Here is a 14,559-nt window from a genome sequence, read left to right as displayed (position 1 = left end):
GCGCTGCGCTTGCACGGGCCTACTATTTTCGTAGGCCGGGTAAGCGAGGCGCCACCCGGCATTTGCACTACAAACTCCCCGCCGGGCGCGCCTTCGCTGCTGACGTCAAGGTTCTTCCCGTCTTACGTCCGTCCAGACTTTCCAGACGCATCTGGAACGGTGGGAACGGCAAATCAATACCGTGTTCACGGAAGCCCGCCAGAATCAGCTGGTGGATTTCATGACGCAGCGGCATACGATGCCCCATTTCCGCAGCATAAATACGCAGTTCGAAAATCTGGATACCCTGCTGTAAATCTACCAGGAAAACTTCCGGCTCTGGGGTGCTGATCACCAGCGAGCAGCGCTCGGCTGCCGTGTAAAGGATCTGCGTCACCTCTTCGCTGTTGGCATCCGACGGGGCAGGTACGGTCAGGACCACACGCGTGACGGAGTCGGACAGCGACCAGTTAATAAACTGCTCGGTGATAAACGCCTTGTTAGGGACGATGATCTCTTTACGGTCCCAGTCACTAATGGTGGTGGCACGGGTGTTGATTTTGGAGATGCTCCCGGTCAGATCGCGGATCGTCACGGTATCGCCGATACGGATCGGCTTTTCAAACAGGATAATCAGGCCAGAGATAAAGTTGGCGAAGATCTCCTGCAGCCCAAACCCGAGCCCGACACCCAGTGCGGCAACCAGCCACTGCAGCTTCGACCACTCAATCCCGATCATCGAGAAGCCCACCAGCCCGCCAAACAGCATCAGCAGGTATTTGGTGATGGTGGTGATGGCGTATCCGGTTCCGGGGGTTAAATCCAGGTGCTGCAACAGGGCCAGCTCCAGCAGCGCCGGGAAGTTACGGATCAGCTGAGTAGTGATGATGAACACCAGAATCGCAATCAGTACGGCCCCGAGCGTAATAGGTTCCAGGCTCTCCACGCCCTGTACCGTCGAGGTCACATCCCAGAGGGTGATGTTCTCGAGGAAGCCAAACGCCGAGTGAATTTCCGACCACAGCACGATAACGGAGAGCAGGGCGACCAGCATCAGGATGGAGCGCACCAGGCGCAGTGACTGGGTACTGATGGCATCCAGATCCAGCTCGGTTTCATCGACCTCTATCGCCCCTTCGGTGCTGAGCGTATGGGCTGGCTCTTCTTCACCGCGCGCACGCTGGGCGAGAATTTCGGCCCGGCGGTTCTTGGCCCGGTCAAAGGCCAGACGACGGCGCTGAATCAGCATCCAGCGGCGAATGACGTGATAGACCACCAGCAGCAGGAACCAGATCGCCACCGATGTCTCGAGGCGCGCCAGCAGCGCCTGGGCGGTGGCCAGATAGCCGACGGCTGCCGCGAGAATCGCCGCCAGCGGGGCGCTGAGCAGCAGGTTCCACAGCATACGGTTAAGCATGTTATCGCCGCTGCCCTCTTTGTCGAGGTAGAGCGGGATCCCGGCCTTCTTCAGGCTCAGCGTCACCACCGCCAGCGCACCGCAAATCAGCATAAAGCAGAGGCGACCGAGCGAGCCGGAAAACTCCCGGTCGTTCAGGTTATCGAACATGATCAGCGCCATAATCAGCGGCACGATAAGCCCGATGCTCATCAGGTAGTAGCGCATGGCTCGCGCCACGCGATTACGCGGCCAGCCAAAGTGGGCGACGAACAGCCCGTTAGGACGGGCGAAGGTGGCACAGATCATCACCACCCACAGCAGCGGCACGGTGGCCGTCACCCCGGCGCCAATGGCCACCGCCAGCGGATAAGGCCAGGCTTCGCGCAGGCCATAACCCAGCGTCATCCACAGTACCGGCAGCGGGGAAGCGACCAGAATCGACCAGAAGACCGTGCGCAGCGTGAGCCAGAAATGATCCTGCGTCACTTTGCCGACGCGCGCGCTGGAGCGATCCAGGAAGCGGGTGAAGTGGCGGCGCGAGTAAATGCTGAATCCCACCAGAATCAGCGCCCCCAGCAGCGGGAAAATCGTCTCCTTGCTGGTGAGCATCATGACGCTGGCTTTGCCGAGCTGGCTGAAGGTATCAAGCGAAATTAAGCGCCGCAGATCCTGAACAATATCAATCGGCCAGGAGAAGGAGACCGGCCGTACGTCCGAGGTCCAGAACAGATAGCGGTGCGTCGCCTCGTTGACCTCTTTTAACGCATCTTCCAGCTGGCTGTTAGAAACTTTCAGTTTGGTCAGCTCAAGAAGCAGGGTATCGCCGCCCTGCAGCAGAGAGTTCAGCAGCTCGCGCTGCGTTCGTAACTGGGCTTCCAGGATCCGGTTTTGCTCGGCGGTCAGCGGTTTGCCGTCCGGCTGGTGGACTTGTCGCAGCTGAGGCTGCTTGTTGAGCAAATCTTCAAAATGCAGACGCTGGACGCGAAGCTGCGCCATTTCGGTGTCGAGCTGCTGGGGTTTAGGCATCTCGGGCAGACGAGCCACCTGTGCGCGCAGGGCTTCGCCGAGCAGATTCGACGAACCCAGCCACTGGGACTGTTCGCGCAGGGTGTTCAGCGCCTGACGCACCTGCAGGGTCTGATTCGTGGCCTGGCGTTGCTGCGAGGCCACCAGATCCATGCGCTGCGCCTGCTGGTTCAGCGCGGCCGAAAGCTCACGGTTAACCTTGAATTGCTCAACGATGCCGGCCGGCAGGTTCTCGCTGTTTTCCGCCAGCAACTCGGTGCTTTCCAGCGCCCGTTCTGCTTCGCGCTGGCGCTGGCTGTTCAATTGATTGCGCAGCGCCTGGAGATAAGCATCCAGCTGTTCACCCTGCTTCTTCGCCAGCTCAGAGCGCATTCGCGCCAGCTCCTGACGGTTGTTGGCCGACAGTTGCGCCAGCTCCAGCTCATCCACAAGGGCTTTTAACCTGGCGGATTCCGCCTGCATGCCGAGACTCTGCGCCTGGTTAAGAGGCGTATTGCCGGTTTGCGCCCCGGCCCGGCGTTCTACCTCATTAAGCTGACGGCGGGCATCGGTTTGCTGCTGGGGCAGCTGGCTCAGAGAGTCGGCGATATCACGGGCACGTTCCTGCTCCTGCTGCGCCTGGCGGGTTTTTTCCAGTAACTGGCTGCTGACCTGCAGGATCTCCTGATTGAGTGCGTCTGAGGTCAGGCCCGCAGGCACCTGGCGCGGCTCTTCACGAATATCGCTAAGCTGCGTGCGCAGGGTCTGTGAAAGTTTGGGGAAATTATCGATAACTTGCTGATACTGCGTGGCGCGCTCAAGGGAGCCTTTCCGCTCCTCAAGGGCGTTCAGCGCAGCCTGGAGCGCCTCGACGGCTTCCGGCTGGGCGGGTTTTGCCGCCTTCGCCTGCTCCAGTTCTTGGGTGATTTGTTTGGTATCGGGGGCCGTCGCTGCGTACGCCCCCATGCTGAGGCACCAGGCCATCAGAAAAGTGATAATCAGGCGCACGTCAGTTTACCTTTACTTAGCTTTCGTCTTTCTTGTCGTCAACCAGCGGGCTGGCGTCGAGTTCGGCGGCAATTTCTTCTTCTGACAGCGGCGCAGGCTCTGCATCCGGTGTGACGAAGGGCTCTGTCGATACCGCCAGCGGCTGGCCGAGTTTGGTCACGGAGAGGCTTTCGAGCTGCTCTGCCAGCTGCACTTTACCCGGGGCAAATAGGTTGATAACGGTGGAGCCGAGCTTGAAGCGTCCCATCTCCTGGCCTTTCAGTAGCGCCACGGATCCTTCGCTTTCGCCCGCAGGCCACGTCCAGCGTTTGATGACCCCTTCACGCGGTGGCGTAATGGTGCCAGCCCAGACCGTTTCAATGCTACCAACAATGGTCGCACCCACCAGAATCTGCGCCATCGGGCCAAACTCGGTATCGAACAGGCAGATAACGCGCTCGTTACGGGCGAACAGGTTCGGTACGTTTTGCGCCGTCAGGTGGTTAACCGAGAACAGGTCGCCCGGCACGTAGATCATCTCGCGCAGGATGCCGTTGCACGGCATATGCACGCGGTGATAGTCGCGCGGCGACAGGTAGGTGGTGGCAAACGTACCGTTGCGGAACAGATCCGCCATTATGTAGTTACCGGCCAGCAGGGCCTCGAGGCTGTAGTTGTGGCCTTTAGCCTGCAAAATCTTGTCGTTTTCGATAGCGCCCAGCTGGCTGATCACGCCGTCGGCAGGCATCACCAGCACGTTCGGGTCAGTATTCAGGGGACGCACTTCGTCGCGCAGTGGGCGGACAAAGAAATCATTGAAGGTGCGGTAGCTGGCAGTATCCGGCTTCTGCGCTTCCTTCATATCGACCTTGTAGTATTTCACGAACAGATCGATTACCAGCTTCGTCAGCCAGCCCGCTCGTTTGCTCGCGCCCCAGCCCGCCAGGCGAGTGAGCCACAGTTTCGGCAGAATGTATTGAAGCGAAAGTTTAAATGAGTTTAACAAGGTAGCCTCCAGGCCATTGTTTTGTCGTTCCTGATCCGGCCGTCAGACAGCCGGAACCTGAAAAAAGGGGACGATTTTAGCGACGCTTAGCTTAGTTGTCAGTCATCAGATTCAGAAAAGCTTTTACGCGTTTTTACCTGCGCCATGCTTTCTAGAATATGGTGATAATTCGCAAAGCGGGTTTCCGCAATTTCACCGTTTTCAACCGCGGCACGAATGGCGCAGCCGGGGTCGTTATCATGCTTACAGTCGCGGTATTTACACGCGCCTAGATAGTCGAGGAATTCGACAAAGCCGTTAAAGATTTGATCGGGTTCGAGATGCCACAGACCAAATTCACGCACCCCAGGGGAGTCGATCACATCCCCGCCGTGCGGGAAATGATACAAACGTGAGGCGGTAGTAGTGTGCTGACCCAGACCCGAGTTATCAGAAACGTCGTTAGTCAGGATCTCTTGCTGCAAGCCGAGCAGGTTGTTCAGCAGGCTGGATTTACCCACCCCGGACTGGCCGGCAAAAATGCTGATGCGGTCGGTCAACGCCTCTTCGAGCGGCGTCAGCCCATCCTGCGTACGGCTTGAAACCATCAGCACGCGGTAGCCAATCTTGCGATAGATATCCATCTGCTCGTTAACGAAGCTCATGCCGTCGTCGTCGAGTAAATCAATCTTGTTCAGCACGATCAACGGTTCTACCTGCAGAGTTTCACAGGCGACGAGATAACGGTCGATAATGTTCAGCGACAGTTCCGGCAAAATGGCAGAGACAATCACGATCTGATTGATATTGGCGGCAATCGGTTTTACGCCGTCGTAGAAGTCAGGGCGCGTTAATACCGACGTGCGCTCATGCACGGCTTCCACGATCCCTTTCACCGCTACGCCTTCTGCGGCAGCTTTGCCCGGACGCCATACCACGCGGTCACCGGTGACCAGCGAGCGGATGGTGCGGCGAATGTTACAGCGGTGAACGTCGCCATCGGCAGACTCCACGTCGGCATGCATACCGAAGCGGCTAATCACGACGCCTTCCGCGGGCTCGCCAAACAGGTTGTCGTCGTAGTCGACCTTCTCCGAAGTGGTTTTAAGGCGGCGCTGATGGTTGGCTTTTACGCGGCGCTGCTGCCCTTTGGAGAGTTTATTTTTACTCAATCGTGCTGGCTCCTGGTCGCCCATATTGGGCAAAACCTCTATGATACACACTAATTAATACTAGTTAACCTGCCACGGCCGGTTATGCGAGAAGGGTGGAAAATAACATGAGTGCAGATGAAAACAATCTGATTTGGATCGATCTGGAGATGACCGGGCTGGATCCCGAGCGCGATAGCATTATCGAGATCGCCACGCTGGTGACCGACGCGAACCTGAATATCCTGGCAGAAGGGCCAACCATTGCCGTACACCAGTCTGACGAACAGCTGGCGCTGATGGATGACTGGAACGTGCGCACCCACACCGGCAGCGGGCTGGTGGATCGCGTGAAAGCCAGTACCCAGGGCGACCGCGAAGCTGAGCTGGCGACAATCGAATTTCTGAAGCAGTGGGTGCCGCAGGGCAAGTCGCCGATTTGTGGCAACAGCATCGGCCAGGATCGCCGCTTCCTGTTTAAGTACATGCCGGAGCTGGAGGCTTATTTCCATTACCGTTATCTTGATGTCAGCACCCTGAAAGAGCTGGCGCGTCGCTGGAAACCAGAAATCCTCGACGGCTTTAAGAAGCAGGGCACCCATCAGGCCATGGACGACATCCGTGAGTCAGTGGCGGAACTGGCTTACTACCGCGAACATTTTATTAATTTATAAGCACTCTTCCCGGCAGCGCTGCGTCTGCCGGGGTATTGCGCTCTAAATCTGTACAATGTGATGAATATTGCAGCGCTTGAACTAAATTTATAAAAAAACGCTTTTGAGGGGGTTGCAGGAGGAAAGATTTCTCGTATAATGCGCCTCCCGTAACGACAGAGAATTCATCGTTACGACAGCACAGATTTTGCGGGAATAGCTCAGTTGGTAGAGCACGACCTTGCCAAGGTCGGGGTCGCGAGTTCGAGTCTCGTTTCCCGCTCCAAATCTGTTTGCTGCGCAGTAAGACCACCAATCGCAGGATTTCGAGTTGCAACAAGGCGGCTTGAAAGACGAAGATTAAGCGGGAATAGCTCAGTTGGTAGAGCACGACCTTGCCAAGGTCGGGGTCGCGAGTTCGAGTCTCGTTTCCCGCTCCAAATTTTATCTCCTCCTCCAGATATCCACAGCGGAAAGCCCCGCCAGGGATGATTTGTTTCATTTCTGACAAACTCTTCTTAACAGACTTATCCACAGCTTTGTCTTTTTCTGACGATTACTCAATTACTTCGCCTGATGAATAGTAACTTTATAATTGCTTGAAAATTATAAATAAAATTTCATTTCAAATTGTTAAGCCGATCACTTGACCTGTAGCCGCACCCAGAGTACTTCTGGCTTTTAATTTTTATTCACAGCCTGTGGAAACATCATGCATCGCGCGGCAGCCCTTTTTCGATCACGCGTACCAGCCTGATTTTCTGCGGTAATTGCACCTCCACCACACAGGCGTTTCGCTTGTCTATTTGCTGCGCAACCGCCCACTCTATGTGCTCATCGAGAAGTGGGTGCTCACCCCGGCGACTTTCCAGCGCCTGAATATTGGCCTCATCCCAGGGGGCATTTCCCAGCGCAACGGCGACATTACGCAGCCAGCGCAGGTGACCAATACGGCGAATCGCCGATCCTTCTGTCACTTTCAGGAACCAGGCTTCGCTCCAGGCGAACAGTTCGATCAGCGGAGGCGCGTGCAATGCCTTGCGGGGGCTGAAGTCGTCCTCTTCCGTTAACTGCGAGTAACGGTTCCACGGGCAGATCAGCTGGCAGTCATCGCAGCCGTAGATGCGATTGCCGATTAAGGGACGAAACTCTTCCGGGATGGCCCCTTCAAGTTCAATGGTCAGGTACGAGATGCAGCGGCGGGCATCGACGGTATACGGCTCGACAATGGCCCCGGTGGGGCAGATAGTCATACAGGCCACGCAGCGGCCGCAGCCTTCTTCGACCGGTTTATCCACCGGTAAAGGGATATCAACCAGCAACTCGCCAAGGAAGAAGAAAGAGCCGGCGTCGCGGCTGAGGATAAGTGAGTGCTTACCTGTCCAGCCGAGCCCGGCTTTTTCAGCCAGCGGGCGCTCGAGAACAGGCGCAGAATCGACAAAGGGTCTAAAATTCAGCGTGGCGCACTGCTCCTGAATCCTTTCCCCAAGCTTTTTGAGTCGGTTACGCAAAAGTTTATGATAATCACGCCCCAGGGCATAACGGCTGACATAGCCCAGCGACGGATTTTTCAGCGTACTGGCAAAAGCAGCCCCGGTGGGAAGGTAGTTCATACGCACGCTGATCACGCGCAGGGTTCCCGGCAAGAGTTCATGCGGGCGGGCGCGCATCATGCCGTGGCGCGCCATCCACTCCATCTCGCCGTGGTATTGATTATCCAGCCATGCCTGCAGCTTTGGCTCGCTGGCAGAGAGATCGGTATCGGTGATACCCACGTGTTGAAAACCAAGCTCAGCGCCCCACTGTTTAATGTTTTGCGCTAACTGATTGAGATCGAGGGGCTGTGACATGACGGACCATACTGTGAAGAAAAACCCTGCAAGTATACCACACTCTGTCTGGCCCGCGGATGACCTGCGGCGCGCCGAAAAAGAGGCGGCAGACAGTCTCGGCATAACCCTTTACGAACTGATGCAGCGCGCGGGCGAGGCGGCTTTCACCGTTGCCCGCACGGCATACCCGCAGTCCCGCCACTGGCTGATCCTGTGCGGTCATGGCAATAACGGCGGCGATGGCTATGTGGTTGCCCGCCTGGCGCTTGCCGCAGGCATTACCGTCACGCTGCTGGCGCTGGAAAGCGACAAACCCCTTCCGGAAGAGGCAACCAACGCGCGGCAAGCCTGGCTGGACGCGGCGGGAATGATCCATGCCGCGGATACGCCCTGGCCGGAAGGTATCGACCTGATCGTCGACGGCCTGCTGGGAACCGGTTTACACAGCGCACCTCGCGATGAGGTCGCCGGATTAATCACCCATGCAAACCAACATAAAGCGCCCATCGTGGCGCTGGATATTCCCTCCGGGCTGGTTGCCCAGACGGGCACCACGCCGGGGGCGGTCATTCAAGCCGACCATACGTTGACCTTTATCGCCCTTAAACCCGGCCTGCTGACCGGTAAAGCGCGCGATGTGGTCGGGATGTTGCATCATAACGCTCTGGGACTGGAGGGCTGGCTCGCCGGGCAGGAGACGGGTATTACGCGCTTTGATGCCTCGCATCTGGCGCAGTGGCTGCCGCCGCGCCGTCCCACATCCCATAAGGGCGATCACGGCAGGCTGGTAATTATCGGCGGCGACCACGGCACTGCGGGCGCTATCCGCATGACTGGCGAAGCGGCGCTGCGTACGGGGGCGGGGCTGGTGCGCGTGCTGACGCGCAGCGAAAATATCGCGCCGATCGTCACCGCCCGGCCTGAACTTATGGTGCATGAACTGACGCCAGAGGCGCTGGACGACAGCCTGGATTGGGCCGATGTGGTGGTGATTGGACCTGGTCTGGGGCAGGAGTCATGGGGGAAAGAGGCATTACGCAAGGTCGGGAATTTCCGGCATGCGATGCTGTGGGACGCTGACGCGCTGAACCTTCTGGCAATCAACCCGGATAAACGTCACAATCGCATCCTGACGCCGCACCCCGGCGAAGCCGCGCGGCTGCTTAACTGCAGCGTTGCAGAAATTGAAAGCGATCGCTTACATTCTGCCCAGCGTCTGGTAAAACATTACGGTGGTGTTGTGGTTCTGAAAGGCGCCGGTACCGTCGTCGCCAGCGAGAGCGGAGTGGCAGGCATCGTGGATGTCGGCAATGCCGGAATGGCGAGCGGCGGAATGGGCGACGTGCTCTCGGGTATTATCGGAGCGTTGCTCGGACAGAAACTGGCGCTTTATGATGCCGCCTGCGCAGGCTGCGTCGCGCATGGTGCAGCTGCCGACAGGCTGGCTGACCAGTACGGCACGCGCGGCATGCTGGCAACCGATCTTTTTGACGCGCTGCGGCGTGTCGTTAACCCAAGAATAATTGACGTAGAAAATGATTAATCGAGTGATCCCTTTACCCGACGAACAGGCAACTTTAGATCTCGGCCAGCGCGTGGCGCAGGCCTGCGAGGGCGCAACCGTCATCTATCTGTATGGCGATCTTGGTGCGGGTAAGACCACCTTTAGCCGGGGCTTCTTGCAGGCGCTGGGGCATCAGGGAAATGTGAAAAGCCCAACCTACACGCTGGTTGAGCCCTACACCCTGGAAAACCTGATGGTGTACCACTTCGATCTCTATCGCCTTGCCGATCCTGAAGAGCTGGAATTTATGGGGATCCGTGACTACTTCGCCAACGATGCCATTTGCCTCGTGGAGTGGCCGCAGCAGGGTACCGGCGTCTTGCCTGAACCCGACGTTGAAATTCACCTGGAGTATCAGGCGCAAGGGCGTGAGGCCCGCGTGACTGCTGTCTCTGCATCAGGAAAATCGATACTGGCGCGTTTAGCCGGTTAAGTTAAGAGATAACGGGATGATTAATCGCGTTAAAAGTTGGTTGATAGCAGCAACGGTGCTGTTTTGTGCACAGGCCGGGGCGGCAACATTGTCCGATATTCAGGTTTCCAACGGAGACAATCAGGCCCGGATCACCTTCAGCTTTATGGGCGATCCTGAGTATGCGTTTTCGCAGGTCGATAAGCGCAGCGTTGCGCTGGATATCAAACAGACCGGCGTCATCAAAGGGCTGCCGCTCCAGTTCAGCGGCAATAACCTGGTGCAAAGCATCCGTTCAGGTACGCCAAAAGACGCGCAGTCCCTGCGTCTGGTGGTCGATTTAACCCAAAACGGCAAGACCCGGGCGGTGAAGCAGCAGAACGGTGCGAACTACATGGTGGTCTTTACCATCAATGCCGATGCGCCACCGCCGCCTCCTCCGCCACCGGTGGTGGTGAAGCGTATGGAGGAGCCTGTCGTTGCGCCGCGCCCTTCAGAGCCAGCGCGAAATCCGTTTAAATCCGGCAGCGATCGTATTACCAGCGTCACCAGCAGCAACACGGTGACCCGTCCGGCAGCGCAGGCGCGCCGTCAGGTAAACGGCGATAAAGTCATTATTGCGATTGATGCCGGACACGGTGGCGATGATCCTGGCGCCATCGGGCCGGGTGGTACGCGTGAGAAGAACGTGACCATTGCCATTGCCCGTAAGCTGCGGACCTTGCTGAACGACGACCCGATGTTTAAAGGCGTGTTAACCCGTGACGGCGATTATTTTATCTCGGTCATGGGCCGCTCAGACGTGGCGCGCCAGCAGAACGCTAATTTCCTCGTCTCTGTGCACGCCGATGCCGCTCCCAACCGCAACGCGACGGGGGCATCCGTATGGGTGCTTTCCAACCGTCGTGCTAACAGCGAAATGGCAAACTGGCTTGAGGAACATGAAAAGCAATCCGAGCTGTTAGGCGGGGCTGGTGACGTACTGGCGAACAGCCAGTCGGATCCCTACCTGAGCCAGGCGGTGCTGGATTTACAGTTCGGCCATTCCCAGCGCGTCGGGTATGATGTGGCGACTAACGTCCTGAGCCAGCTGCAAAGCGTGGGTTCCCTGCATAAGCGCCGTCCGGAACATGCCAGCCTGGGCGTGCTGCGCTCGCCGGATATTCCGTCCATCCTCGTGGAGACGGGCTTTATCAGTAATAACGGTGAAGAGCGCCTGCTGGCCAGCGACAGCTATCAGCAGCAGATTGCCGAAGCGATTTACAAGGGCCTGCGTAAGTACTTTGATGCGCATCCGCTCCAGTCTGCACCACAGGGTGGCGCGGAGCAGACCGCCATGTTACCGGGCGAGTCGTCCTCGACCCATTAAGGAGATTTCATGCCGATTCAGGTTCTGCCGCCGCAGCTTGCGAACCAAATCGCCGCCGGTGAGGTGGTGGAACGTCCTGCGTCGGTCGTGAAAGAGCTGGTGGAAAACAGTCTCGATGCGGGCGCGACCCGCATCGATATTGATATCGAACGCGGCGGTGCGAAACTCATTCGAATTCGCGATAACGGCTGCGGTATTAAAAAAGAGGAGCTGGCACTGGCGCTGGCTCGCCACGCCACCAGTAAAATTGCCTCCCTCGACGACCTTGAAGCCATCATCAGCCTCGGTTTTCGCGGCGAAGCGCTGGCCAGTATTAGCTCTGTCTCCCGCCTGACGCTCACCTCCCGCACCGCTGAACAGCAGGAAGCCTGGCAGGCTTACGCCGAAGGGCGGGATATGGACGTGACGGTGAAACCTGCCGCGCACCCGGTGGGTACAACGCTGGAAGTGCTGGATCTCTTCTATAACACTCCCGCCCGGCGCAAGTTTATGCGCACCGAGAAAACCGAATTCGGCCATATCGACGAGATCATTCGCCGTATCGCCCTGGCGCGCTTCGATGTCACCATCAATTTGAGCCACAACGGCAAGGTGATGCGTCAGTACCGCGCCGTGGCGCAGGGCGGGCAGAAAGAGCGTCGGCTTGGCGCCATCTGCGGAACCCCGTTCCTGGAACAGGCGCTGGCCATTGAGTGGCAGCATGGCGATCTGACCCTGCGCGGCTGGGTAGCGGATCCGAAAGCGAACAGTTCCGCATTTGCCGAGATCCAGTATTGCTACGTGAACGGCCGCATGATGCGTGACCGTCTCATCAACCATGCGATCCGCCAGGCGTGCGAGGATAAACTGGGCGCCGGCGAGCAGCCCGCTTTTGTGCTGTATCTGGAGATCGACCCGCATCAGGTGGACGTCAACGTCCATCCGGCGAAACATGAAGTGCGTTTTCATCAGTCGCGGCTGGTACATGACTTTATCTATCAGGGCGTGCTGAGCGTATTGCAGCAGCAGGCCGAGCCGGGCCTGCCGTTGAGCGAAGAGGTGCCTGCTCCACGTCCGATCCCGGAGAACCGTGTTGCGGCGGGCAGAAATCAGTTTGCTGAACCCGCGGTGGCGCGGGAACCTGCCGCCCCGCGTTTTTCGTCTGGCGGCTCAGCCCCCCGGGCGTCTGGCGCGAATTATCCTCATGCCCAGCCGGGCTACCAGAAGCAGGCGGGAGCGGTATATCGCACCTTGCTCGACACTCCGGCTCCGGCGCAAAAAGCGGATGAGGTCGTCCCCACGACGCCAGCGCTGGCGAGCCATAGCCAGAGTTTTGGCCGGGTGCTGACCATCGTCGCGCCCGATGCGGCGCTGCTGGAGCGTGACGGTCAGCTGGCGCTGCTCTCCCTGCCGGTCGCGGAACGCTGGCTGAAACAGGCGCAGCTGGCGCCTGGTCCGCATCAGGCCTGTGCACAGCCGTTGCTGATCCCGGTGCGGATAAAAATCTCACCGCAGGAGACGCAGGTTGTGCAGCGTCATCAGGCTGCCCTTGCTGAAATGGGTATTGAAATGGTGCAGGAGTCGCATCATGTCACGCTTCGTGCCGTGCCTTTACCCTTACGCCAACAAAATTTACAAAACTTGATTCCTGAACTGATAGGCTACCTGGCGCAGCAGACAACGTTTGATGCCGCCAATACCGCGCAGTGGATCGCCCGCCAGCTGGCAAGCGACCACCCGACGTGGAGCATGGCGCAGGCTATCACCGTGCTGGCAGAGGTCGAACGTCTCTGTCCGCATCTGGTGAAAGCGCCGCCGGGTGGTTTGTTGCAACTTATAGATTTACAACCGGCAAAGACCGCCCTGAAAAATGAGTGACTTGAGTAATACCAGCCTGCCAAAGGCGATATTTTTGATGGGGCCAACGGCCTCGGGCAAAACTGCGTTAGCCATTGAGTTACGTAAAGTTTTGCCAGTAGAGTTGATTAGCGTTGATTCCGCCCTTATTTATCAGGGGATGGATATTGGTACGGCTAAGCCTAACGCAGACGAGTTACGCGCGGCACCGCACCGATTACTGGACATTCTCGACCCGGCGCAGGCTTATTCGGCGGCTGATTTTCGTCGCGATGCGCTGGCGCATATGGCTGAGATCACAGCAGCAGGACGTATCCCGCTGCTGGTGGGCGGAACAATGCTGTATTTCAAAGCCTTACTGGAAGGGCTGTCACCGTTACCTTCGGCCGATCCCGCAGTAAGAGCAAAGATTGAGCATCAGGCAGCAGAGCAGGGGTGGGGTGCGCTGCATGAGCAACTGGCAGAGATCGATCCGGTTGCTGCAGCACGTATTCATCCAAATGATCCGCAAAGGCTTTCCCGGGCACTGGAAGTTTTTTTCATTTCGGGTAAAACTTTAACGGAACTGACGCAAACGTCAGGAGAGGCTCTGCCGTATCAGGTGCATCAGTTCGCCATCGCCCCGGCGAGCCGTGAACTGCTCCATCAGCGAATTGAGCAGCGTTTTCATCAGATGTTGGCTTCAGATTTTGAAGCAGAAGTGCGGGCGCTATTTGCCCGTGGAGATTTGCATACGGACATGCCTTCCATTCGTTGTGTGGGTTATCGCCAGATGTGGTCATACATTGAAGGTGAAATATCACATGATGAAATGGTTTATCGAGGTATTTGCGCCACGAGACAGTTGGCGAAGCGCCAGATAACCTGGTTGCGCGGTTGGGACGGGGTTCACTGGTTAGACAGTGAAAAGCCGCAACAGGCGTTACACGATGTATTACAGGTTGTTGGTGATATCGCAGACTGAATGTGTACAATTAAGCCGTATCGTGCGCAATTTTTCAGAATCGCAAGGTTCTAAGTACAAAACAAGCATATAAGGAAAAGATAGAATGGCTAAGGGGCAATCTTTACAAGATCCGTTCTTGAACGCACTGCGTCGGGAACGTGTTCCAGTTTCTATTTATTTGGTGAATGGTATTAAGCTGCAAGGTCAGATTGAATCTTTCGATCAGTTCGTGATCCTGTTGAAAAACACGGTCAGCCAGATGGTCTACAAGCACGCGATTTCTACTGTTGTTCCGTCTCGCCCGGTATCTCATCACAGCAATAACGCTGGCGGCGGCTCCAGTAACTACCATCACGGCAGCAACGCACAGGGCTCTTCAGCGCCTGCGCAGGACAGCGAAGAAACCGAATAAGGTTACTGGCTGTTATTTCCATATCGGGG

The 14,559-nt window shown here is 57.4% G+C and carries 11 protein-coding genes and 2 tRNA genes; 9 read left to right on the top strand and 4 right to left on the bottom strand.

The features are described 5' to 3' along the window. Positions 1 to 67: 67 nt before the first annotated feature. The 3 genes from mscM to rsgA form a co-directional block, all read right to left on the bottom strand. Positions 68 to 3,391: a miniconductance mechanosensitive channel MscM gene (gene mscM, locus ACOYA6_RS15010; protein ID WP_039028431.1), complete on the bottom strand. Its 3,324-nt coding sequence runs from the start codon at positions 3,389 to 3,391 to the stop codon at positions 68 to 70. A 16-nt stretch (positions 3,392 to 3,407) separates the two neighbouring features. Next, positions 3,408 to 4,376 (bottom strand): archaetidylserine decarboxylase, encoded by a 969-nt coding sequence (asd, locus tag ACOYA6_RS15005; protein WP_139564035.1) that lies wholly within the window; start codon positions 4,374 to 4,376, stop codon positions 3,408 to 3,410. Between the two features lie 98 nt (positions 4,377 to 4,474). Further along, positions 4,475 to 5,527: a small ribosomal subunit biogenesis GTPase RsgA gene (rsgA, locus tag ACOYA6_RS15000; RefSeq protein ID WP_176556493.1), complete on the bottom strand. Its 1,053-nt coding sequence runs from the start codon at positions 5,525 to 5,527 to the stop codon at positions 4,475 to 4,477. Between the two features lie 107 nt (positions 5,528 to 5,634). On the opposite strand from rsgA, the gene orn reads away from it, so the two are divergent. From orn to ACOYA6_RS14985, 3 genes are all read left to right on the top strand, one after another. Beyond that, a complete protein-coding gene (gene orn / locus ACOYA6_RS14995) occupies positions 5,635 to 6,180 on the top strand; it encodes an oligoribonuclease (protein ID WP_422654932.1) in 546 nt (181 codons plus the stop codon). A 189-nt stretch (positions 6,181 to 6,369) separates the two neighbouring features. Continuing rightward, positions 6,370 to 6,445, top strand: a tRNA-Gly gene (locus ACOYA6_RS14990). A 78-nt stretch (positions 6,446 to 6,523) separates the two neighbouring features. Further along, a tRNA-Gly gene (locus tag ACOYA6_RS14985) sits at positions 6,524 to 6,599 on the top strand. 270 nt (positions 6,600 to 6,869) lie between these two features. Here the strand turns inward: ACOYA6_RS14985 and queG are convergent. After that, complete coding sequence (gene queG, locus ACOYA6_RS14980) at positions 6,870 to 8,009, bottom strand: tRNA epoxyqueuosine(34) reductase QueG (RefSeq protein ID WP_039028435.1); 1,140 nt, start codon at positions 8,007 to 8,009, stop codon at positions 6,870 to 6,872. Here queG and nnr point away from each other — a divergent pair. From nnr to hfq, 6 genes are all read left to right on the top strand, one after another. Then, positions 8,008 to 9,534: a bifunctional ADP-dependent NAD(P)H-hydrate dehydratase/NAD(P)H-hydrate epimerase gene (gene nnr, locus ACOYA6_RS14975; protein WP_422654931.1), complete on the top strand. Its 1,527-nt coding sequence runs from the start codon at positions 8,008 to 8,010 to the stop codon at positions 9,532 to 9,534. The two genes, queG and nnr, sit on opposite strands and share 2 nt — an antisense overlap. Next, a complete protein-coding gene (tsaE, locus tag ACOYA6_RS14970) occupies positions 9,527 to 9,988 on the top strand; it encodes a tRNA (adenosine(37)-N6)-threonylcarbamoyltransferase complex ATPase subunit type 1 TsaE (RefSeq protein ID WP_039028437.1) in 462 nt (153 codons plus the stop codon). The genes nnr and tsaE overlap by 8 nt, the downstream gene beginning before the upstream one ends. Before the next feature lie 16 nt (positions 9,989 to 10,004). Beyond that, the gene (amiB, locus tag ACOYA6_RS14965) at positions 10,005 to 11,336 is read left to right on the top strand and encodes an N-acetylmuramoyl-L-alanine amidase AmiB (protein ID WP_039028438.1); all 1,332 of its coding nucleotides are present in this window, start codon (positions 10,005 to 10,007) and stop codon (positions 11,334 to 11,336) included. 9 nt (positions 11,337 to 11,345) lie between these two features. Continuing rightward, complete coding sequence (gene mutL, locus ACOYA6_RS14960; RefSeq protein ID WP_039028439.1) at positions 11,346 to 13,193, top strand: DNA mismatch repair endonuclease MutL; 1,848 nt, start codon at positions 11,346 to 11,348, stop codon at positions 13,191 to 13,193. Next, a complete protein-coding gene (miaA, locus tag ACOYA6_RS14955) occupies positions 13,186 to 14,136 on the top strand; it encodes a tRNA (adenosine(37)-N6)-dimethylallyltransferase MiaA (protein WP_138370085.1) in 951 nt (316 codons plus the stop codon). The genes mutL and miaA overlap by 8 nt, the downstream gene beginning before the upstream one ends. Before the next feature lie 85 nt (positions 14,137 to 14,221). Next, positions 14,222 to 14,530, top strand: a complete 309-nt coding sequence (hfq, locus tag ACOYA6_RS14950; protein WP_032616179.1) for an RNA chaperone Hfq — start codon at positions 14,222 to 14,224, stop codon at positions 14,528 to 14,530. Positions 14,531 to 14,559 lie beyond the last annotated feature (29 nt).

The sequence above is a fragment of the Leclercia barmai genome (assembly GCF_049312895.1).
GTDB classification, from domain to species: domain Bacteria; phylum Pseudomonadota; class Gammaproteobacteria; order Enterobacterales; family Enterobacteriaceae; genus Enterobacter; species Enterobacter barmai.
The sequence above is the reverse complement of the archived record's forward strand: the minus strand, read 5'-3'. Positions and strand labels throughout refer to the sequence as shown.

Bases quoted from the DNA above. Each gene is read 5' to 3' on its own strand.
- orn (WP_422654932.1), top strand. From the start codon at position 5,635: ATGAGTGCAGATGAAAACAATCTGATTTGGATCGATCTGGAGATGACC.
- nnr (WP_422654931.1), top strand. From the start codon at position 8,008: ATGACGGACCATACTGTGAAGAAAAACCCTGCAAGTATACCACACTCT.
- queG (WP_039028435.1), bottom strand. From the start codon at position 8,009: ATGTCACAGCCCCTCGATCTCAATCAGTTAGCGCAAAACATTAAACAG.
- tsaE (WP_039028437.1), top strand. From the start codon at position 9,527: ATGATTAATCGAGTGATCCCTTTACCCGACGAACAGGCAACTTTAGAT.
- amiB (WP_039028438.1), top strand. From the start codon at position 10,005: ATGATTAATCGCGTTAAAAGTTGGTTGATAGCAGCAACGGTGCTGTTT.
- mutL (WP_039028439.1), top strand. From the start codon at position 11,346: ATGCCGATTCAGGTTCTGCCGCCGCAGCTTGCGAACCAAATCGCCGCC.
- miaA (WP_138370085.1), top strand. From the start codon at position 13,186: ATGAGTGACTTGAGTAATACCAGCCTGCCAAAGGCGATATTTTTGATG.
- hfq (WP_032616179.1), top strand. From the start codon at position 14,222: ATGGCTAAGGGGCAATCTTTACAAGATCCGTTCTTGAACGCACTGCGT.